A 20,896-nucleotide genomic window follows, 5' to 3' on the forward strand; every position below is an offset into this window, starting at 1 on the left:
GCTCTCCTTATTTTGTCTCTGCGGCTTTCAGTTCCTGATAGTCGCTCAGTTCACGGTAATTGGTGCGACGTTTTTCCAGGTCTTCCTGAATGCGTTTCATCGTTTCACGGTCAACCTTCAGCAGCCGTACTACGCCCGCGGTGATTAAGTATCCAATGCCTGGAATGACGGTAAACAGCAGGACGATCCCGTTGATGGCGTCCGCGCTCTGCGCTTTTGCGCCCGCGTCATAGCCGTACCAGGAGAGCAGGAAGCCGACCATCGCACCGGCAATCGCCAGCCCTAATTTCAGGAAGAAGATGTTGCCGGAGAAGCTGATGCCCGTGATGCGCTTCCCGGTTTTCCACTCGCCGTAGTCGTCCACGTCGGCCATCAGCGACCAGTGCAGCGGAGACGGGATCTGGTGCAGGATGTTCAGCAGGACGTAGAGCACCACAATGGTGACGGTGGCTTTCGGGTCGAAGAAGTAGAAGGCGCAGGAGAAAATCGCCAGCACGATGTTGGTCCAGAAGAAGACCTTCAGCTTACACCAGCGGTCGGTCAGCACTTTTGCCAGCACGCTGCCGAGCATCATGCCGACCACGCCCAGGCTGATAAACAGCGTAGCGAAGTGGGTGCTCTGGCCCATCACCCAGGTGACGTAATACATGGTGGCCGCCATACGGATAAAGCCCGGGCAGACGTTGCAGAGCGTCAGCAGCAGAATGCGTACCCACTGGTCGTTCTTCCACACGTCTTTCAAATCGTTTTTCAACTCGTCGTTGGTCTGTACCGCCGGGCGCACGCGCTCGCGCACGGTGGCGAAGCAGAACAGGAACATGCAGGTGCCAATCAGCGCCAGCACGGTCATCGCCATCTGGTAGCCTTTGGCTTTGTTATCCCCGCCAAACCAGTCGGCCATCGGCAGCAGCGTTAATGAGAGCAGCAGCGTGGCGATGCCGACCAGCACGAAGCGATACGACTGGCAGGCCACGCGTTCTTTTGGATCGTTGGTGATCACCCCTCCTAACGAGCAGTAAGGGATGTTGATTGCCGTATAGGTCAAAGAGAGCAGGAAGTAGGTGACAAACGCATAGATAACTTTGCTGTTATAGCTCCACTCCGGCGTGGTGAACATCAGGATGCTGAACAGCGCGTAGGGGAAGGCGATCCACAGCAGCCATGGACGAAACCGGCCATATTTACTGCGGGTACGGTCGGCAATCGCGCCCATGATCGGGTCCGTTACGGCGTCAATTACGCGGACGGACAGCAGCAGCACGCCGACCAGCGCAGGCGCGAGGCCAAAAATATCCGTATAAAAATAGTTAACAAACAACATGATGGCGCCAAAGATAATGTTGCATCCGGCGTCGCCCATCCCATAGCCGATCTTTTCTTTTACTGACAGTGTGTTGTTATCCATCGACAGCTCTCCGGTTTACGGTATGGAGAGAATTATTCGCTGGCGAAGGGATATATGCGTTGCAGTATCAGGGCGGTGATATGGATAAATGCGCTGTGGGCGTGAAAGTGTGAGGGAGGTAACAACGCGCGGTACCCGCAAAAGCAGGTACCGCGGAGAGAGGCTTAGTGTGCCTTCATGGCATTACGGCTTTTCTGACTGAAGAGATAGCCCACGCCCAGGATCGCAATCCAGACCGGGATCAGGTAGACGGAAATCGCCATACCCGGCGTGATCAGCATGATCACCAGCACGGCCGCCATAAACAGCAGGCAGATCCAGTTACCCAGCGGATAGAGCAGGGCAGGGAAGCGCGTGGTGACGCCCTGCTGCTGTTTCGCGCGGCGGAACTTGATGTGTGCCAGGCTGATCATCGCCCAGTTGATGACCAGGGCAGAGACCACCAGCGCCATCAGCAGGCCAAACGCCGACTCGGGGGCCATGTAGTTAATCAGCACGCACAGGGCGGTCACGATGGCGGAAACAATGATGGTATTCACCGGTACGCCGCGTTTATCAACGTTAAGCAGCATCTTCGGCGCGTTGCCCTGCTGGGCGAGGCCGAACAGCATACGGCTGTTGCAGTATACGCAGCTGTTGTATACGGAGAGCGCTGCGGTCAGCACCACGATGTTCAGGGCGTTGGCGACAAAGGTGTCGCCCAGCTCGTGGAAGATCAGCACAAACGGGCTGGTGTCGGCGGTGACGCGCGTCCACGGCAGCAGGGAGAGCAGCACGGCCAGCGAGCCCACATAGAAGATCAGAATACGGTAGATAACCTGGTTAGTGGCTTTTGGAATGCTCTGCTCTGGGTTGTCGGCTTCAGCGGCAGTGATCCCTACCAGCTCCAGACCACCGAAGGAGAACATAATGATGGCCATCATCATCACCAGACCGGTCATGCCGTGAGGCAGGAAGCCACCCTGTTCCCAGAGGTTGCGCACGGTTGCCTGCGGTCCGCCGTTGCCGCTGAACAGCAGCCAGCCGCCAAAGATAATCATCGCCACCACGGCAATGACTTTGATGATAGCGAACCAGAACTCCATCTCACCGAACACTTTTACGTTGGTCAGGTTAATGGCGTTAATAATGACAAAGAAGGCCGCAGCAGAAGCCCAGGTTGGGATTTCGGGATACCAGAACTGAATGTATTTTCCGACGGCGGTAAGCTCAGCCATGGCAACCAGAACGTACAGCACCCAGTAGTTCCAGCCCGAGGCGAAACCGGCAAAGCTGCCCCAGTATTTATAGGCAAAGTGGCTGAAGGAGCCCGCGACCGGCTCTTCAACGACCATTTCGCCCAGCTGGCGCATGATCAGAAAAGCAATGAAACCCGCAATCGCGTAACCCAAAATAATACCCGGACCGGCAGACTGGATGACGGATGCGCTGCCCAGAAACAGGCCGGTACCTATCGCACCGCCCAGTGCGATGAGCTGAATATGGCGGTTTTTAAGCCCGCGCTTTAGCTGATCGCCGTGCTGATGAGCTTCCATTTGAAACCTCGTGTGTGGTTGTTATGTTCACGCTGTGCGTGTGTAATTATGAAAATCCATATTCTGTATTTATTTCTTTACGGTTAACGAGACCGAAAAAAGCGGAGATGACTTCCGTAAGCGCAAGAATAGTGGTAAGCGCCTGCGAATGCACCTGCTTTATGAAGGGGTGATGACGACTTGAATAAAAAGAAAGCATTTGTAAATCGGCCCGCTCGTTGTTCCTAACCCAACCTATAGAATAGAAATGCGCCGTAAGTGGGCGAATTTTCATTATTTGCCTTGTTGAATCGCTTCAGATTGCAAAAACCCTCGTTTCATTATGGTTAAAACTCCCTCTTTAGGGGTAATCAACTCATTTGTGCAAAGTTACATTTCTGAAACGTTATTTCTGTAAGGTTGTTAAAATGTGCAGGGTTTACTGATTTCAATCAAAACCAATATGGACAGAAGGTGAATACTTTGTTACTTTAGCGATACGAAATAGAAATTGGTAAGACCAATTGACTCCGGGCAAAAAGGCGTAAGACAGGGAATATGGCCTACAGCAAAATTCGCCAACCAAAACTATCTGATGTGATTGAGCAGCAGCTGGAGTTTTTAATCCTCGAAGGGACTCTGCGCCCGGGTGAGAAACTTCCACCAGAACGCGAGCTGGCAAAACAGTTCGACGTTTCACGTCCCTCTCTGCGTGAGGCGATTCAACGTCTCGAAGCAAAGGGCTTGCTGCTTCGTCGCCAGGGCGGCGGAACCTTTGTGCAAAACAGCCTGTGGCAGAGCTTCAGCGATCCGCTGGTAGAACTTCTCTCTGACCACCCAGAATCCCAGTTTGACCTGCTTGAGACCCGTCACGCGCTTGAAGGGATTGCGGCCTATTACGCCGCCCTTCGCAGCACTGATGAAGATCGCGTGCGTATCCGCGAACTGCATCAGGCCATTGAACGGGCACAGCAGTCCGGCGATTTAGACGCCGAGTCCAGCGCCGTCGTCCAGTATCAAATCGCCGTCACCGAAGCGGCACACAATGTGGTGCTCCTCCATCTGCTACGCTGCATGGAGCCGATGCTGGCCCAGAACGTTCGTCAGAATTTTGAATTGTTGTATGCCCGTCGGGAGATGCTCCCACTGGTAAGCAACCATCGCACCCGAATATTCGAGGCGATAATGGCCGGGGAACCGGAGCAGGCGCGTGAAGCGTCGCACCGCCATCTGGCTTTCATTGAGGAAATCTTGCTGGACCGCAGCCGTGAACAATCGCGACGCGAACGTTCATTACGCCGCATACAGCAACGAAAGGATTAAGCGCCAGGTACTTTTAGAGCGCGGCAACTAAACGCAGAACCTGTCTTATTGTGTTCTTGCTCAAGAGCACAATGGGACAGGTTCCAGACAAATCAACGTATTAGATAGATAAGGAATACCCCCATGTCAGAACGTCTCCAAAATGACGTGGATCCGATCGAAACTCGCGACTGGCTACAGGCGATCGAATCGGTCATCCGTGAAGAAGGTGTTGAGCGCGCTCAGTATCTGATTGATCAGCTGCTTTCTGAAGCCCGCAAAGGCGGTGTGAAGGTTGCTTCAGGTGCAGGGGCTAGCAACTACGTAAACACGATTGCCGTCGAAGACGAACCGGAATACCCGGGCAATCTGGATCTGGAACGTCGTATCCGTTCTGCAATCCGCTGGAACGCCATCATGACCGTTCTGCGCGCCTCCAAGAAAGACCTGGAGCTGGGTGGCCACATGGCGTCCTTCCAGTCTTCTGCGACCGTTTACGAAGTGTGCTTCAACCACTTCTTCCGTGCAGCGAACGAGAAAGACGGCGGCGACCTGGTGTACTTCCAGGGCCACATCTCTCCGGGCATCTATGCACGTGCCTTCCTGGAAGGTCGTCTGACTGAAGAGCAGATGAACAACTTCCGTCAGGAAGTTCACGGTAAAGGTCTGTCTTCTTACCCGCACCCTAAACTGATGCCTGAATTCTGGCAGTTCCCGACCGTATCTATGGGTCTGGGCCCAATCGGTGCGATCTACCAGGCTAAATTCCTGAAGTATCTGGAACACCGTGGTCTGAAAGACACCTCTGAGCAGACCGTTTACGCCTTCCTGGGCGACGGCGAAATGGATGAGCCAGAATCTAAAGGTGCGATCACCATCGCAACCCGTGAGAAGCTGGACAACCTGTGCTTCATCATCAACTGTAACCTGCAGCGTCTGGATGGTCCGGTAACCGGCAACGGCAAGATCATCAACGAACTGGAAGGCATCTTCGCAGGTGCTGGCTGGAACGTGATCAAAGTCATGTGGGGCGGTCGTTGGGATGAGCTGCTGCGTAAAGACACCAGCGGTAAACTGATCCAGCTGATGAACGAAACCGTTGACGGTGACTACCAGACCTTCAAATCCAAAGACGGTGCCTACGTTCGTGAGCACTTCTTCGGCAAATACCCTGAAACCGCAGCCCTGGTTGCAGACTGGACTGATGAGCAGATCTGGGCCCTGAACCGCGGTGGTCACGATCCGAAGAAAGTCTACGCTGCACTGAAAAAAGCGCGTGAAACCAAAGGTAAAGCGACTGTAATCCTGGCCCACACCATCAAAGGTTACGGCATGGGTGATACCGCAGAAGGTAAAAACATCGCTCACCAGGTTAAGAAAATGAACATGGACGGCGTGCGTTATATCCGCGACCGTTTCAACGTTCCAGTGACCGATGAGCAGGTAGAAAACCTGTCTTACATCACCTTCCCGGAAGGTTCTGAAGAGCACAAGTACCTGCACGAACGTCGTCAGGCGCTGAAAGGCTACCTGCCAGCTCGTCAGCCAAACTTCACCGAGAAGCTGGAACTGCCAGCGCTGGAAGACTTCTCTCAGCTGCTGGAAGAGCAGAACAAAGAGATCTCTACCACTATCGCTTTCGTTCGTGCCCTGAACGTGATGCTGAAGAACAAGTCGATCAAAGATCGTCTGGTTCCAATCATCGCCGACGAAGCGCGTACTTTCGGTATGGAAGGTCTGTTCCGTCAGATCGGTATCTACAGCCCGAACGGCCAGCAGTACACCCCGCAGGACCGTGAGCAGGTTGCCTACTACAAAGAAGACGAGAAAGGTCAGATCCTGCAGGAAGGTATCAACGAACTGGGCGCAGGCGCATCCTGGCTGGCTGCTGCGACTTCTTACAGCACCAACAACCTGCCGATGATCCCGTTCTACATTTACTACTCCATGTTCGGGTTCCAGCGTATCGGTGACCTGTGCTGGCAGGCAGGCGACCAGCAGGCTCGCGGCTTCCTGGTAGGCGGTACTTCCGGTCGTACGACCCTGAACGGTGAAGGTCTGCAGCACGAAGATGGCCACAGCCATATTCAGTCTCTGACTATCCCTAACTGTATCTCTTACGACCCGTCTTACGCGTACGAAGTGGCAGTCATCATGCATGACGGTCTGCAGCGCATGTACGGTGAAGCGCAGGAGAACATTTACTACTACATCACCACCCTGAACGAAAACTACCACATGCCGGCAATGCCAGCAGGTGCCGAGGAAGGTATCCGTAAAGGTATCTACAAACTCGAAACCATTGAAGGTAGCAAAGGTAAAGTTCAGTTGCTGGGCTCCGGTTCTATCCTGCGTCACGTACGTGAAGCAGCGCAGATCCTGGCGAAAGACTACGGTGTCGGTTCCGATGTGTACTCTGTTACCTCCTTCACTGAGCTGGCGCGTGATGGCCAGGATTGTGAGCGCTGGAACATGCTGCACCCAATGGAAACCCCACGCGTTCCGTACATCGCTCAGGTGATGAACGACGCGCCAGCGGTGGCGTCTACTGACTATATGAAACTGTTCGCTGAGCAGGTTCGTACTTACGTTCCAGCTGATGATTATCGCGTTCTGGGTACTGACGGCTTCGGTCGTTCTGACAGCCGCGAAAACCTGCGTCACCACTTCGAAGTTGATGCTTCTTACGTGGTTGTAGCAGCACTGGGCGAACTGGCTAAACGTGGCGAAATCGATAAGAAAGTGGTTGCAGACGCAATCACCAAATTCAACATCGATGCAGAAAAAGTTAACCCGCGTCTGGCGTAAGAGGTAAAAGAATAATGGCTATCGAAATCAATGTACCGGACATCGGGGCTGATGAAGTTGAAATCACCGAGATCCTGGTCAAAGTTGGCGACAAAGTTGAAGCTGAACAGTCGCTGATCACCGTAGAAGGCGACAAAGCCTCTATGGAAGTCCCGTCTCCTCAGGCTGGCATCGTTAAAGAGATCAAAGTCTCTGTTGGCGATAAAACCGAGACTGGCAAACTGATCATGATTTTCGATTCCGCCGACGGTGCAGCAGCTGCTGCACCTGCGCAGGAAGAGAAGAAAGCCGCTCCGGCCGCCGCTGCTCCAGCCGCTGCCGCGAGCGCGAAAGAAGTGAACGTGCCTGACATCGGCGGTGACGAAGTTGAAGTCACTGAAATCCTGGTGAAAGTGGGCGACACCGTTGCGGCCGAGCAGTCACTGATCACCGTAGAAGGCGACAAAGCCTCTATGGAAGTGCCAGCGCCGTTCGCCGGTACCGTTAAAGAGATCAAGATCAACACCGGTGACAAAGTGTCTACTGGCTCCCTGATTATGGTCTTCGAAGTGGCGGGTGCAGAAGGCGCTGCCGCGCCTGCACAGGCCGCTGCTCCGGCTCCAGCCGCAGCACCAGCCGCTGCTGGCGGCGCGAAAGACGTTAACGTACCGGACATCGGCGGTGACGAAGTTGAAGTCACCGAAGTGATGGTGAAAGTGGGCGACAAAGTTGCCGCTGAACAGTCACTGATCACCGTTGAAGGCGACAAGGCTTCTATGGAAGTCCCTGCGCCGTTCGCGGGTACGGTTAAAGAGATCAAAATCAGCACCGGCGACAAAGTGTCTACCGGCTCTCTGATCATGGTCTTCGAAGTGGAAGGCGCTGCGCCTGCCGCAGCTCCGGCTGCCGCGGCTGCTCCAGCACCTGCTGCTGCGCCGGCTCAGGCTGCTAAACCAGCCGCTGCCCCTGCTGCTAAAGCAGAAAAATCTGAGTTCGCTGAAAACGACGCTTACGTCCACGCTACCCCGCTGATTCGTCGCCTGGCGCGCGAATTCGGTGTGAACCTGGCGAAAGTGAAAGGGACCGGCCGTAAGGGTCGTATCCTGCGCGAAGACGTTCAGACCTATGTGAAAGACGCGGTGAAACGCGCCGAAGCTGCACCAGCTGCAGCCGCTGGCGGCGGTATCCCGGGCATGCTGCCATGGCCGAAAGTGGACTTCAGCAAGTTCGGCGAAATCGAAGAAGTGGAGCTGGGCCGTATCCAGAAAATCTCTGGTGCGAACCTGAGCCGTAACTGGGTGATGATCCCGCACGTTACGCACTTCGATAAGACCGATATCACCGATCTGGAAGCGTTCCGTAAACAGCAGAACGCCGAAGCCGAGAAGCGCAAACTGGACGTGAAATTCACCCCAGTGGTCTTCATCATGAAAGCGGTTGCTGCGGCTCTGGAACAGATGCCACGCTTCAACAGCTCCCTGTCCGAAGACGGTCAGAAGCTGACGCTGAAGAAATACATCAACATCGGTGTTGCGGTTGATACGCCAAATGGTCTGGTTGTTCCGGTCTTCAAAGACGTGAACAAGAAGAGCATTACCGAGCTGTCCCGTGAACTGACCGTGATCTCCAAGAAAGCGCGTGATGGTAAGCTGACTGCCGGCGAAATGCAGGGCGGCTGCTTCACTATCTCCAGCATCGGCGGCCTGGGTACTACCCACTTCGCGCCGATTGTGAACGCGCCGGAAGTGGCTATCCTCGGTGTGTCCAAGTCCGCGATGGAGCCGGTGTGGAATGGCAAAGAGTTCGTACCGCGTCTGATGATGCCAATCTCTCTGTCCTTCGACCACCGCGTAATCGACGGTGCTGATGGTGCGCGTTTCATCACCATCATCAACAACATGCTGAGCGACATTCGCCGCCTGGTGATGTAATCGAAAAGCCGGCCAGTCGGCCGGCTTTTTTCTGATAATCTCATGGGGTTTGTGAGGTTATTGGCGAAAGCGACAATTCGTGAGCCGTTTGTTGTTTCAAAATTGTTAACAATTTTGTAAACTGCGGGCGGATAGAACGACCCGGTGGACGACGGGTATAAATTAAGAGGTCATGATGAGCACAGAAATCAAAACTCAGGTCGTAGTACTTGGGGCAGGCCCGGCAGGTTACTCCGCAGCATTCCGCGCCGCGGATTTAGGTCTGGAAACCGTCATCGTAGAGCGTTACAGCACCCTCGGCGGTGTTTGTCTGAACGTCGGCTGTATCCCTTCTAAAGCGCTGCTGCACGTAGCGAAAGTTATCGAAGAAGCCAAAGCGCTGGCTGAACACGGTATCGTCTTCGGCGAGCCGAAAACCGATATCGACAAAATTCGTACCTGGAAAGAGAAAGTTATCACTCAGCTGACCGGCGGTCTGGCGGGTATGGCCAAAGGCCGTAAAGTGAAAGTGGTAAACGGTCTGGGTAAATTCACCGGTGCGAACACCCTGGAAGTGGAAGGCGAAAACGGCAAAACCGTGATCAACTTCGACAACGCGATCATCGCGGCAGGCTCTCGCCCAATCGAACTGCCATTCATTCCGCATGAAGATCCACGCGTGTGGGATTCCACCGATGCGCTGGAGCTGAAAACCGTTCCTAAGCGTCTGCTGGTTATGGGCGGCGGTATCATCGGTCTGGAAATGGGTACCGTGTACCATGCGCTGGGTTCAGAGATCGACGTGGTTGAAATGTTCGACCAGGTTATCCCGGCTGCCGACAAAGACATCGTTAAGGTCTTCACCAAACGCATCAGCAAGAAATTTAACCTGATGCTGGAAACCAAAGTGACTGCCGTTGAAGCGAAAGAAGACGGTATTTACGTTTCCATGGAAGGCAAAAAAGCCCCATCCGAACCACAGCGTTACGACGCCGTGCTGGTGGCTATCGGCCGTGTGCCGAACGGTAAAAACCTCGACGCGGGCAAAGCTGGCGTGGAAGTGGACGACCGTGGCTTCATCCGCGTTGACAAACAGCTGCGCACCAACGTGCCGCACATCTTTGCTATCGGCGATATCGTCGGTCAGCCAATGCTGGCGCACAAAGGTGTTCACGAAGGTCACGTTGCCGCTGAAGTTATCGCCGGCATGAAGCACTACTTCGATCCGAAAGTCATCCCATCTATCGCGTACACCGAGCCAGAAGTGGCATGGGTAGGTCTGACCGAGAAAGAAGCGAAAGAGAAAGGCATCAGCTACGAAACCGCCACCTTCCCGTGGGCTGCTTCTGGCCGTGCTATCGCGTCCGACTGCGCAGACGGTATGACCAAACTGATCTTCGACAAAGAGACTCACCGTGTAATCGGTGGTGCGATTGTCGGTACCAACGGCGGCGAGCTGCTGGGTGAAATCGGTCTGGCTATCGAAATGGGTTGTGACGCTGAAGACATCGCGCTGACCATCCACGCACACCCGACTCTGCACGAGTCCGTGGGCCTGGCGGCAGAAGTGTTTGAAGGCAGCATCACCGACCTGCCGAACGCGAAAGCGAAGAAGAAATAAGTTTCTTCAGATGAAAAAAGCGGCCTCAGGCCGCTTTTTTTATGCGCTACGTTCAGGGGGCCACAGGCTGCCAGGTTTTATCAGGACTATAGGCGGTTAACGCCCGGGCTTTCTGCTCAGAATCGCTGCCGAGATCGGACTGATACACCTTATCATCCTGATTTATCACAAAGCTCATGACGCCCGTCTGACCATAGCTGACTGGCCAGGCCACCATCGCGAAACCGTTATTATCCGGCAGGATGCGGAAACGATAGCCGTGATAACCGGTACCCGGCTCTTTTGGGCTAAATGCCGGTCCGAGCGGACTGGGCGCTTCGCCGGGAGAGGCGGGCCAGTACAAACCGTCTTTTTTCCCTTTCGAGCTGACAATCTTCTGCGCGAATTTCTGGTTCATCGCAAAGTAGCTTTGCTGCGCATCAACATAGGCATGTAAGGCTTCAATGGCGGCAAGTTCGTTACGCCCGATTTCGCGGGTCAGGATCTCTTCGGCCCCTTCTTTGATATCGAATTGCCAACCGGCAGAGGTTTTGATCACCGGGATAGGAAGCTGCCAGCTGTTGTCACCGACAACCAGATGCGCCGTATCCCCTTCGACAACCGTGTTATGACGGACTTTCCAGTCGCGCAGGAAACGATCGACGGCATCCGGGTCAACGCCTTCAGGGGGCAGAAAATCGCGCCAGTTCTCTCCAAGCAGATTGCTCATCTCGCTCTCATTATGCTCACTAATGGCTTTGGTCAGCGCATCGGTTGCCTGATCGGGGGTGCTAAAGGATTGCTGCGCCATCACCGAAGCCGAAAGCATGAACAACACCATGCCACTGAGTAGTTTACTTTTCATGTCGGTTCCCTTAGCGATGTCGAATTTCACGGCGTTCAGCGCGGCCACCAGACGCCTGACGTGGCTGCTGCTGGCGAGCCGCAAGCTGTCTGCTTTGCGCACCGCGCTGCTGCTGCGCCTGCCAGTTCGCGGAGCGGCTGTCGTTGCCGCTCAGCGCATTGGCCCGGGGCTGGCTGTTTCGCTGCTGGAGAGCGCGTTGCTGCGCCGGCTGCGAACCCCGTTTCTCTTGTCTCTGCGCGGTGGTCTGGCGATTTTCTCGCTGCTGCGTGGTGGTTCGCTTCGTCGTCTGCGGTTTGGTGTCGTAGCCACGGTAGTTATTGCGCTGCGAAATCTGCTTCAGCTGTTCACTTGAGGCCTGACGCTGCACATCTTTCGTGCCGGGACGCGCCGTTTGGGGGAAGGTTTTACCCGTGGACTTCTCCATCTGGCTCAGGGCAGCCTGACGCTGGCTATCGCGGTTAACCGGTTTTTGCTGCGTTGAGCTTAGTCCGGTAGCCGTGCTGGTGGAGTGGAAACGGTTGTTGAGCTGGTTAGTCGGATAAGGCACGCCTTCACGATAGGCTGGGTTATGCTGCCAGGTACGGTTGGCGTCCGTCAGACGCTGCCCGCTGATTTTATTGAAGTTCTCAACGTTGATATTGATGTTGTTATCACCGTTGCGGTTATAGCCGCCGTGATTATCCCAGTCGTCATGGTGATGATCCCAGTCATCGTCATCATCCCAATCGATGTTGCTGAAGATGGCATAGGTTGTGGCGACGCCCAGGCTGAAGCCTAAGCCGTTGACGAAGCTGTTGCCAAACTGCTCCCCGGGTGTAGGCGGGAGATAAGTAGGTGGATAGGCGGTGTTTGGCCAGGTCCCGTAAACCGTATTGGGGTTATAGGTAGGGACGTAAACAACCTGCGGATCGGCAGATTCAATTTTGATTACCGTTGGGGCCGGCGCAGACGTGGTTGTTGTCGTTGCCTCGGTGGTGCTGGTTTTCGCTGGTGCCGGTTTTGTCACGGTGGTGACCGTCTGCTGAGGCGTGGATTGTAACGCGCCGGTCTTTTGTGCCAGCGCGCGCAGGCGTTGAACGGAATCCATTACGTCCTTCGGCTGCGCGAGAAACGCATCGCCCAGATTTTGTACCCACGGCGGGTTTTCACCCATCAGGGACATGAGCTGAGGAAACGCGACCAGCGATTTTACGCTGGGATCCCAGGGCTGGCTGGCAACGGCCTGAATGGCGGCGTCCCCTTCCATTTTAGGGTTGTCTTTTGACCACTGCGCCGCCTGGATCACGTTGGCCGGGTAAGTCGAGGCCATCAGGATTTGCGACAGCAGGGCATCCGGGTAGAGCGCGATAGGGGCAACCCACTGATCGATTTGCGCGGCAGTATAGGTTGGTGCGGCGACAGGGGCGGGCGTTGCTGCTGCCGGTGCAGCGGGGGCCGTCGGTTGTTGAGCGACGGGGGCGGGCGCAACGGGTTCCGTTGCGCGGCTTTTGACAAACATGACGCCTGAGGCGGCAAGCAGCCCGGCACTGCACAGAAGGATGAGCAGATGTGGCTTAAAGGGCAACTTCATAAAATGACTCCAACGAGACAAGCGCTGTGCCGTGAGGCGTTACGGTTGGCGTGAGTATTATTCACCCGTCTTTTACTGTTTTGACTTTTATTGGGAAGCGTCCGGTACGTCCGGATAAAGAGTGTGAGTATTTATTACACAATTATATGCGATGCGGGAAAAACCGAAGGGAATTCAGAAGGCCGCTCTTACGAGCGGCCAGCAGCTAGTTGCCGAGGTTGACGACAAACAGCACCGTGATGTCGGATATGTTCCAGCCACCGTGCAGCGCGGTTAGCAGTAAACCAGTCACAACGATCAGCGCAGTGATTCGCATCTCCATTGCGTGCGTTCCTGAACAGGCTACGCGGGTTCATTCTCCACCGGGAAAGGCAGAACCTGGCAAATGAGTACATTGCCGCGTAGGTTACGGAACTGCTTCCGGGCCCGGTGACTGGTTGCTACACCAGCGAAGCAGGCCGAGCGCAACAGTATTACAGCCTAAATGGACTGAAAAGAGGTGAAATGCAGTTTCATTCTTTTTCATTCGAAACTGGATGGCGGCTCGTAAACACAAAATATGGGCTTGTGTATCTACATACTCAGGAGCATTATTCATGACGAGTGCATTGCCGCAAATCTGCCAACCCGGTGTGCTACCACCGCAAGGCAACAAATAAACCGCTATCAGGCGGTTTTTTTGTCCCCAAAATTCACCTCCTCACCCCGCTACACCATGCTTAACGATTCAGCAAATTTTTTAATGTTGCTTTTTTGTAAACGGATTAACACTGTGCAGAAATCCTGCTATGCTGCCCGACGCGGTATCGGGCATTTACCCTACAAACTGCTGTCTCACAGGAGCGTGAAGAGAACGCCCGCCGCATATGACAATGAGAGCGAGGAGAACCGTCGTGCTAGAAGAATACCGTAAGCACGTAGCAGAACGTGCCGCCGAGGGAATTGTACCCAAACCTTTAGATGCAACCCAAATGGCCGCGCTCGTCGAGCTGCTGAAGAACCCGCCTAAGGGCGAAGAAGAATTCCTGTTAGATCTGCTGATCAACCGCGTACCGCCTGGCGTAGATGAAGCTGCCTACGTAAAAGCCGGATTCCTTGCTGCTATCGCCAAAGGCGAAGCCACCTCCCCACTGGTTACTCCTGAAAAAGCCATTGAACTGCTCGGCACCATGCAGGGTGGTTACAACATTCATCCGCTGATTGACGCGCTGGATAACGACAAGCTGGCACCGATTGCCGCTAAAGCGCTCTCTTCCACGCTGCTGATGTTCGATAACTTCTACGATGTAGAAGAAAAAGCCAAAGCAGGCAACGTCTATGCGAAGCAGGTGATGCAGTCCTGGGCGGATGCCGAATGGTTCCTGAACCGTCCTGCGCTGGCTGAAAAAATCACCGTTACCGTCTTCAAAGTGACCGGTGAAACCAACACCGATGACCTCTCTCCGGCACCGGACGCGTGGTCTCGCCCGGATATTCCTCTGCACGCCCTGGCAATGCTGAAAAACGCCCGTGAAGGCATTGAGCCGGATCAGCCTGGCAGCGTTGGCCCGATCAAACAGATCGAAGCCCTGCAGAAAAAAGGGTTCCCGCTGGCCTATGTGGGTGACGTTGTAGGTACCGGTTCTTCCCGTAAGTCCGCCACCAACTCCGTGCTGTGGTTCATGGGTGATGACATCCCTCATGTGCCAAACAAGCGCGGTGGCGGCCTGTGCCTCGGCGGTAAAATTGCACCGATCTTCTTCAACACCATGGAAGATGCGGGCGCCCTGCCGATCGAAGTGGATGTTTCTAACCTGAATATGGGCGACGTGATTGACGTTTACCCGTACAAAGGTGAAGTGCGTAACCACGAAACTAACGAGCTGTTGGCGAGCTTTGAGCTGAAAACCGACGTGCTGATCGACGAAGTGCGTGCCGGTGGCCGTATTCCGCTGATCATCGGCCGTGGCCTGACCACCAAAGCGCGTGAAGCGCTGGGTCTGCCGCACAGTGACGTATTCCGTCACGCGAAAGACGTGGCGGAAAGCAATCGCGGTTACTCTCTGGCGCAGAAAATGGTCGGTCGCGCCTGCGGCGTCGCCGGTGTTCGTCCTGGCGCATACTGTGAGCCGAAGATGACCTCCGTAGGCTCTCAGGACACCACTGGCCCAATGACCCGTGACGAACTGAAGGACCTGGCGTGCCTGGGCTTCTCTTCTGACCTGGTGATGCAGTCCTTCTGCCACACGGCGGCGTATCCGAAGCCGGTTGACGTAACCACGCACCACACGCTGCCAGACTTCATCATGAACCGCGGCGGTGTTTCCCTGCGTCCGGGCGACGGCGTAATCCACTCCTGGCTGAACCGCATGCTGCTGCCGGATACCGTGGGTACCGGCGGTGACTCCCATACCCGTTTCCCAATCGGTATCTCTTTCCCGGCGGGCTCCGGTCTGGTGGCGTTTGCCGCGGCGACGGGCGTGATGCCGCTGGATATGCCGGAATCGGTGCTGGTGCGCTTCAAAGGTAAAATGCAGCCGGGTATCACCCTGCGTGACCTGGTTCACGCGATCCCGCTGTATGCGATTAAACAGGGTCTGCTGACCGTTGAGAAGAAAGGGAAGAAAAACATCTTCTCTGGCCGTATCCTGGAAATCGAAGGTCTGCCGGATCTGAAGGTTGAGCAGGCGTTCGAGCTGACCGATGCCTCCGCTGAGCGTTCAGCTGCGGGCTGTACCATCAAGCTGAACAAAGAGCCGATTATTGAGTATCTTAACTCTAACATCGTGCTGCTGAAGTGGATGATTGCAGAAGGCTACGGCGACCGTCGTACGCTGGAGCGTCGTATCCAGGGCATGGAGAAATGGCTGGCCGATCCGCAGCTGCTGGAAGCCGATGCTGACGCAGAGTACGCGGCGGTGATCGACATCGATCTGGCGGATATCAAAGAGCCAATCCTGTGTGCACCGAACGATCCGGACGACGCGCGTCCGCTGTCCGAAGTTCAGGGCGAGAAGATCGACGAAGTGTTCATCGGATCCTGCATGACCAACATCGGTCACTTCCGTGCGGCCGGTAAGCTTCTGGATACCCACAAAGGCCAGCTGCCAACCCGTCTGTGGGTGGCGCCGCCAACCCGTATGGACGCGGCTCAGCTGACCGAAGAGGGCTACTACAGCGTGTTTGGTAAGAGCGGTGCGCGTATCGAAATTCCTGGCTGTTCCCTGTGCATGGGCAACCAGGCGCGCGTAGCCGACGGCGCGACGGTGGTCTCCACCTCTACCCGTAACTTCCCGAACCGTTTAGGTACCGGTGCGAACGTCTTCCTGGCCTCTGCGGAGCTGGCGGCGGTTGCGGCGCTGATTGGCAAACTGCCAACGCCGGAAGAGTACCAGACCTTTGTGGCTCAGGTGGATAAGACCGCGGTGGATACCTATCGCTATCTGAACTTCGACCAGCTCTCTCAGTACACCGAGAAGGCTGACGGGGTTATCTTCCAGACGGCGGTATAAACAGCAAAACCGTCTCTACGAGACGGTTTTTAGTGTTTGCACCCTCTCCCGTGGGAGAGGGACGGGGTGAGGGCATCAGGCCGCAGGGTCTTGCTCTCACCTTTTTATTTTCATTCCTCCCACCTCTCACGCTTTTTTTCTTCCTCGCTGCTGCGATAATTACCTTAATGGCTTTGCAGAGGAAAACACTATGGATTACGAATTTCTGCGCGACATCACCGGAGTGGTGAAAGTGCGTATGTCGATGGGCCACGAAGCCGTTGGACACTGGTTTAACGAAGAGGTGAAAGAAAATCTCGCACTTCTCGATGAGGTTGAACAGGCGGCAAAGACGGTGAAAGGCAGTGAACGCTCCTGGCAGCGCGCCGGTCATGAATACACGCTGTGGATGGACGGTGAAGAGGTCATGGTGCGCGCCAACCAGCTCGAGTTTTCAGGCGACGAGATGGAAGAGGGGATGAGCTACTATGACGAAGAAAGCCTGTCGCTGTGCGGCGTAGAAGACTTCCTTCAGGTAGTGAATGCCTACCGCGAGTTCATGAAACAGCGGTAACTTCCCGAAGCGTCCCTGCTCCGGGCAACACTTACACGGCCGGAATATTACGGCCGTAGTAGATCTCGCGCATTTCTTTCCAGAGCAGGTCGGTAATCGCCTTACGCTCTTCTTCGCTCAAATCTTCCGGCTTCGTGTGGAACATATAGTGCTTAAGGTCGAATTCCTTAAGTAACATTTTGGTATGGAAGATGTTTTCCTGGTACACGTTCACGTCCATCATGTCATACAGCGATTTCATGTCGTCGGACATGAAGTTCTGAATAGAGTTGATTTCGTGGTCGATGAAGTGCTTCATGCCGTTGATATCACGAGTAAAACCGCGCACGCGGTAATCAATCGTGACGATATCCGATTCCAGCTGATGGATGAGATAGTTCAGCGCGTTCAGCGGGGAAATCACGCCGCAGGTCGACACTTCAATATCGGCGCGGAACGTACACAGCCCACCTTCCGGGTGACTCTCCGGGTAGGTATGGACGCAGATATGGCTTTTATCCAGGTGGGCAACAACCACTTCCGGCAGCGGGCCCGGATGTTCCGTTTTGTCGATAAGCTTAGGATCGACCGGCTCTTCGCTGACCAGGATGGTCACGCTGGCGCCCTGGGGTTCATAATCCTGTCGGGCGATGTTCAGGATGTTGGCGCCGATAATGGAACAGGTTTCTGACAGGATCTCGGTCAGACGGTTGGCGTTGTAGAGTTCGTCGATATAGGCGATGTAACCATCGCGTTCTTCCGCTGTTTTGGCATAGCAGATATCGTAAATACAAAAACTCAGGCTTTTCGTCAGGTTGTTAAAGCCATGCAGTTTAAGCTTTTTCAATTAGCTCACCCCCTTAGTGGATAATGCGTCTTGCAGGTACTGCGGCAGAGCAAACGCTGCGGTATGAATAGCCGGATTGTAGTATCGGCACTGAAGACCGGCCTGATGGAAGCGGGCCTGAATAATTTCGGTGGAAAGATGACGTAATACGTCGTTATCCGTCGCCCAGGCAAAGGTCATGATCCCGCCGTAGTACGTCGGAATAGCGGCCTGATAGAAGCTGACATCATCGAAATAGGTGCTGAGCTTACGATGGCTATCCAGCGCTTCATCCTGCTGCAGGAAGCAGACGCCATTTTGGGCGACGAAGATCCCGCCCGGGTTCAGGCAGCGCTTGCAGCCCTCGTAGAAGGAGGAGGTAAACAGTGACGCGCCGGGGCCGATAGGGTCGGTGCAGTCGGAGATGATCACGTCAAAGGTCTGCGAGGTCTGGTTAACGAAGTTAACGCCGTCGTCAATCACCAGGCTAAAGCGCGGATCGTCATAGCTGCCGGCATTGTGGTTGGGCAGGTACTGGCGGCAGAAAGAGACGACGCCCGCATCGATTTCCACCATGGTGATGGTTTCAATGGAACGATGGCGGGAAACTTCACGCAGCATTGCGCCGTCGCCACCGCCGATAATCAGAACATGCTTCGCGTGGCCGTGCGCCAGCAGCGGGACGTGGGTCATCATCTCATGATAGATGAACTCATCTCGCTCGGTGGTTTGCACGACGCCGTCCAGCGCCATCACGCGGCCAAAGGCAGCATTCTCGAAGATGATCAGATCCTGGTGATCGGTTTTCTCATGATAGAGCACGTTATCAACGGCAAAGTACTGACCAAACTGGTCATGCAAGGTTTCATGCCACAACGTGTGGTCGGCCATAGCGAACTCCTCCTGTGTAAACATCCGTTACGCCCACAAAAAATGAGCGAAACATGATAGCTAACTCTAACCGCGGTTGCACGGTCAGAGGTTCAACAGGGGGCGTCGGGAAGGTTATTTGACGTAGGCGAGCAGGCTGAGTGAGTCGCGAGCCAGCGCTTTGCATTTTTTGGCAGTGGGGATACCAATACCGCTTAGGTCGCGGTAGCTGTCTTCGCCGAGCGCCTTCATGTCGAAGCTGTCGTAGTTGCTGAGATCCCACTGGTTCTGCTGGGCAAAAAAGACCAGCGCGCGGCGAATTTGCCCGTTGGGTAAATTCTGGTAGCCACAATCATTTTTCAGGAATACAAAAACCGCCGTTAAATCGGCCATATCTTCCGCTTCATTTTCACTTAGCGCATAGCTGTTCGCACACATTGCCATCAGGCTACCGAACAAAATTGTCCTGAAAAACGTCTTCATTGCTTCTACCACTTCTTCACGGAAAATTAACGTTAGCATACTTGATGCCAGTGCGACGATCTTTATTATTGCCGCTTGACTTGACCTTCCGGTAAGGGGAGGGTTTATGCTCAAAAGATCGCCTGCTGGAAATAAGGAAATGAACATGCAACGTCGTGATTTTTTAAAATATTCCGTGGCGCTGGGTGCTGCCAGTGCATTACCCCTCTGGAGCCGCGCGGTTTTCGCGGCTGACAGGCCTGCCTTACCTATCCCTGACTTGCTGACCGCGGATGCCCGTAGCCGTATCAAGCTTGTTGTTCAGTCCGGCAACACGCTGTTCGGTGCGCACAACGCCACGACCTGGGGCTATAACGGCAATCTGCTCGGCCCGGCGCTGCAGCTGCGCAAAGGGAAGACGGTGACGGTGGATATCCACAACACGCTTGCCGAAGAGACGACGCTGCACTGGCACGGGCTGGAAGTGCCGGGCGAGGTAGACGGCGGGCCGCAGGGCGTCATCAAAGCGGGCGGCACGCGCAGCGTCACCTTTACGCCCGACCAGCGCGCGGCGACCTGCTGGTTCCATCCGCATCAGCATGGCAAAACGGGCCACCAGGTGGCGATGGGGCTGGCGGGGCTGGTGCTGATTGAAGACGACGAAAGTCGCCTGCTGCGCCTGCCGAAACAGTGGGGCATCGACGACGTGCCGGTGATTGTGCAGGACAAGAAATTCACCGCGGACGGGCAAATTGACTACCAGCTGGACGTGATGAGCGCGGCGGTAGGCTGGTTTGGCGACACGCTGTTGACCAACGGCGCCATTTATCCTCAGCACGCCGCACCCAAAGGCTGGCTGCGCCTGCGTCTGCTCAATGGCTGTAACGCGCGTTCGCTGAACTTCGCCGCCAGCGATAAGCGCCCGCTGTACGTAGTGGCAAGCGACGGTGGACTTCTGCCGGAGCCGGTAAAAGTAAGCGAACTGCCGATGCTGATGGGAGAACGCTTTGAGGTGCTGGTGGATATCAGCGACGGCAAGGCGTTTGATCTTGTGACCCTGCCGGTTAGCCAGATGGGGATGGCGGTCGCACCGTTTGACAAGCCGCATCCGGTGCTGCGTATTCAGCCGTTACTGGTAACCGCTTCCGGCACGCTGCCTGATACGTTAACCACTCTGCCAGCACTCCCGTCGCTTGATGGGCTTACGCAGCGTAAGCTACAGCTCTCCATGAACCCGATGCTCGATATGATGGGCATGCAGGCGCTAATGGCGAAATATGGCGATAAGGCGATGGCGGGGATGCATCACGGGCAGATGATGGGTCATATGAATATGGACCACGGCAAAATGGGCGGCATGGGGAACATGGATCACGGCGACCATGGCTTTGATTTCCACAACGCCAATATGATCAACGGTAAAGCGTTCGACATGAACACGCCGATGTTTGCTGCGACAAAGGGTCAGTTTGAGCGCTGGATGATTTCGGGCGAAGGGGACATGATGCTGCATCCGTTCCACATTCACGGTACGCAGTTCCGCATTCTCTCAGAAAACGGTAAAGCGCCGGATGCGCATCGCGCGGGCTGGAAAGATACGGTGAGAGTGGAAGGCGGCGTCAGCGAGGTGCTGGTGAAGTTTGACCACGACGCGCCGAAGGAGTTTGCCTATATGGCGCACTGCCATCTGCTGGAGCATGAAGATACGGGGATGATGCTCGGGTTCACTGTTTAAAACAGTGCGGCCTGATGCCCTCACCCT

General features: G+C 55.1%; 15 protein-coding genes. 7 read left to right on the forward strand and 8 right to left on the reverse strand.

The window, feature by feature from the left end; translation table 11 throughout:
* Positions 1-7: 7 nt before the first annotated feature.
* From AC0TN7_RS11720 to AC0TN7_RS11730, 3 genes are all read right to left on the reverse strand, one after another.
* Entirely contained in the window at positions 8-1,405 is a 1,398-nt protein-coding gene (locus tag AC0TN7_RS11720; RefSeq protein ID WP_090419044.1) for a glycoside-pentoside-hexuronide (GPH):cation symporter, read from the reverse strand.
* A 164-nt stretch (positions 1,406-1,569) separates the two neighbouring features.
* Positions 1,570-2,940 carry an aromatic amino acid transporter AroP gene (gene aroP / locus AC0TN7_RS11725; protein WP_473702168.1) on the reverse strand — a complete coding sequence of 457 codons (1,371 nt, stop codon included), beginning with the start codon at positions 2,938-2,940 and terminating at the stop codon, positions 1,570-1,572.
* 46 nt (positions 2,941-2,986) lie between these two features.
* The gene (locus AC0TN7_RS11730) at positions 2,987-3,214 is read right to left on the reverse strand and encodes a hypothetical protein (protein WP_081112054.1); all 228 of its coding nucleotides are present in this window, start codon (positions 3,212-3,214) and stop codon (positions 2,987-2,989) included.
* 263 nt (positions 3,215-3,477) lie between these two features.
* Here AC0TN7_RS11730 and pdhR point away from each other — a divergent pair, with 263 nt between their 5' ends.
* The 4 genes from pdhR to lpdA all read left to right on the forward strand — a co-directional run bounded on the left by pdhR (position 3,478) and on the right by lpdA (position 10,539).
* Positions 3,478-4,242, forward strand: coding sequence for a pyruvate dehydrogenase complex transcriptional repressor PdhR (gene pdhR / locus AC0TN7_RS11735; RefSeq protein WP_014882565.1), 765 nt, complete (start codon positions 3,478-3,480; stop codon positions 4,240-4,242).
* Between the two features lie 123 nt (positions 4,243-4,365).
* Entirely contained in the window at positions 4,366-7,029 is a 2,664-nt protein-coding gene (gene aceE, locus AC0TN7_RS11740) for a pyruvate dehydrogenase (acetyl-transferring), homodimeric type (RefSeq protein WP_024907478.1), read from the forward strand.
* A gap of 14 nt (positions 7,030-7,043) precedes the next feature.
* Entirely contained in the window at positions 7,044-8,939 is a 1,896-nt protein-coding gene (aceF, locus tag AC0TN7_RS11745; RefSeq protein WP_032649787.1) for a pyruvate dehydrogenase complex dihydrolipoyllysine-residue acetyltransferase, read from the forward strand.
* Between the two features lie 175 nt (positions 8,940-9,114).
* On the forward strand, positions 9,115-10,539 hold the full coding sequence (gene lpdA, locus AC0TN7_RS11750; protein ID WP_003856313.1) for a dihydrolipoyl dehydrogenase: 1,425 nt from the start codon (positions 9,115-9,117) through the stop codon (positions 10,537-10,539).
* A gap of 52 nt (positions 10,540-10,591) precedes the next feature.
* Here lpdA and AC0TN7_RS11755 read toward each other — a convergent pair whose 3' ends face one another.
* Together AC0TN7_RS11755 and AC0TN7_RS11760 are read right to left on the reverse strand one after the other, a co-directional pair.
* A complete protein-coding gene (locus tag AC0TN7_RS11755) occupies positions 10,592-11,383 on the reverse strand; it encodes a DUF2950 family protein (RefSeq protein WP_267217227.1) in 792 nt (263 codons plus the stop codon).
* A gap of 10 nt (positions 11,384-11,393) precedes the next feature.
* The gene (locus tag AC0TN7_RS11760; RefSeq protein ID WP_463726578.1) at positions 11,394-12,953 is read right to left on the reverse strand and encodes a DUF3300 domain-containing protein; all 1,560 of its coding nucleotides are present in this window, start codon (positions 12,951-12,953) and stop codon (positions 11,394-11,396) included.
* An 893-nt stretch (positions 12,954-13,846) separates the two neighbouring features.
* Between AC0TN7_RS11760 and acnB the strand changes: the two genes are divergently transcribed.
* Positions 13,847-16,444, forward strand: a complete 2,598-nt coding sequence (gene acnB / locus AC0TN7_RS11765) for a bifunctional aconitate hydratase 2/2-methylisocitrate dehydratase (RefSeq protein ID WP_032645211.1) — start codon at positions 13,847-13,849, stop codon at positions 16,442-16,444.
* 190 nt (positions 16,445-16,634) lie between these two features.
* On the forward strand, positions 16,635-16,997 hold the full coding sequence (gene yacL, locus AC0TN7_RS11770) for a protein YacL (protein WP_039024350.1): 363 nt from the start codon (positions 16,635-16,637) through the stop codon (positions 16,995-16,997).
* Positions 16,998-17,028: 31 nt separating this feature from the next.
* On the opposite strand, the gene speD is transcribed toward yacL, so the two are convergent.
* The 3 genes from speD to AC0TN7_RS11785 all read right to left on the reverse strand — a co-directional run bounded on the left by speD (position 17,029) and on the right by AC0TN7_RS11785 (position 19,155).
* A complete protein-coding gene (speD, locus tag AC0TN7_RS11775; RefSeq protein ID WP_023334531.1) occupies positions 17,029-17,823 on the reverse strand; it encodes an adenosylmethionine decarboxylase in 795 nt (264 codons plus the stop codon).
* A complete protein-coding gene (speE, locus tag AC0TN7_RS11780) occupies positions 17,824-18,693 on the reverse strand; it encodes a polyamine aminopropyltransferase (RefSeq protein ID WP_023310424.1) in 870 nt (289 codons plus the stop codon).
* Between the two features lie 114 nt (positions 18,694-18,807).
* The gene (locus AC0TN7_RS11785; protein ID WP_014882582.1) at positions 18,808-19,155 is read right to left on the reverse strand and encodes a YacC family pilotin-like protein; all 348 of its coding nucleotides are present in this window, start codon (positions 19,153-19,155) and stop codon (positions 18,808-18,810) included.
* A gap of 145 nt (positions 19,156-19,300) precedes the next feature.
* Here AC0TN7_RS11785 and cueO point away from each other — a divergent pair, with 145 nt between their 5' ends.
* Positions 19,301-20,869: a multicopper oxidase CueO gene (gene cueO, locus AC0TN7_RS11790; RefSeq protein WP_473702169.1), complete on the forward strand. Its 1,569-nt coding sequence runs from the start codon at positions 19,301-19,303 to the stop codon at positions 20,867-20,869.
* Positions 20,870-20,896: the final 27 nt, after the last annotated feature.

The sequence above is a fragment of the Enterobacter sp. PL_is511 genome (assembly GCF_055816065.1).